Here is a 1,029-nt window from a genome sequence, read left to right as displayed (position 1 = left end):
GCGGCGGCGATCCCCGGCTCCAACAACCTCACCGGCATCGCCGACCCGGTGATCGATGCCCTGCTCGACCGGATCGCCAACGCGGAGTCGCGGGCGAGCCTGACCGTGGCCTGCCGCGCCCTCGACCGGGTGCTTCGGGCCGGCCGCTACTGGATCCCGATGTGGTACTCGCCGGAGTACCGCCTCGCCCTGTGGGACATGTTCGGCCGCCCGGCCAAGCTGCCGGCCTACGGGCTCGGCGTGCCCGGCCTGTGGTGGTACGACGAGGCGAAGGCGCGCCGGATCGGCCGGGGCTGAGGATCATTCATGCTCGCCTACATCCTGCGCCGCCTCGCCCTGATGATTCCGACCATCTTCGGGATCATGCTCATCACCTTCGCCATCATCCAGTTCGCCCCCGGCGGCCCGGTGGAGCGGGTGCTGGCCCAGCTTCAGGGCCAGCAGGAAGGCTCGCTCTCGCGCATCACCGGCGGCCAGGGCGATCTCGGCGGCGGGGTGACCCGCGGCGGGGGTGGCGGCGGCGAGACGTCGAAGTACCGCGGCGCGCAGGGGCTCGACCCCGCCTTCATCAAGAAGCTCGAGGCGCAGTTCGGCTTCGACAAGCCCGCCTACGAGCGCTTCGGCAAGATGCTGTGGGACTATCTCCGCTTCGATTTCGGCCGCAGCTACTTCCGCGACGTGTCGGTGCTGGAGCTGATCAAGGAGAAGCTGCCGGTCTCGATCTCGCTCGGCCTGTGGATGACGCTGATCTCCTACGCGATTTCGATTCCGCTCGGCATCCGCAAGGCGGTCGCCGACGGCTCGCGCTTCGATGTCTGGACCTCCGCCGTCGTCATCATCGGCTACGCGATCCCGAGCTTCCTGTTCGGCATCCTGCTCGTGATCCTGTTCGCGGGCGGCTCCTTCCTGCAGATCTTCCCCTTACGCGGCCTCACCTCCGAGAATTTCGAGTCGCTGAGCCTCTGGGGCAAGCTCGTCGATTACGCGTGGCACTTGGTGCTGCCGCTCTCCGCCCTCGTGCTCGGCGCC

The 1,029-nt window shown here is 68.2% G+C and carries 1 protein-coding gene and 1 pseudogene; both read left to right on the top strand.

The window, feature by feature from the left end; translation table 11 throughout:
• A pseudogene (locus MFF42_RS26105) lies at positions 1–297 on the top strand (ABC transporter substrate-binding protein); the annotation flags it as partial.
• A gap of 9 nt (positions 298–306) precedes the next feature.
• The coding region (locus MFF42_RS26100) for an ABC transporter permease family protein (RefSeq protein WP_238258858.1) at positions 307–1,029 on the top strand (723 nt) is incomplete at its 3' end.

It is taken from the genome of Methylorubrum podarium (genome assembly GCF_022179745.1).
Classification (GTDB): Bacteria; Pseudomonadota; Alphaproteobacteria; order Rhizobiales; family Beijerinckiaceae; genus Methylobacterium; species Methylobacterium podarium.
The sequence above is the reverse complement of the archived record's forward strand: the minus strand, read 5'-3'. Positions and strand labels throughout refer to the sequence as shown.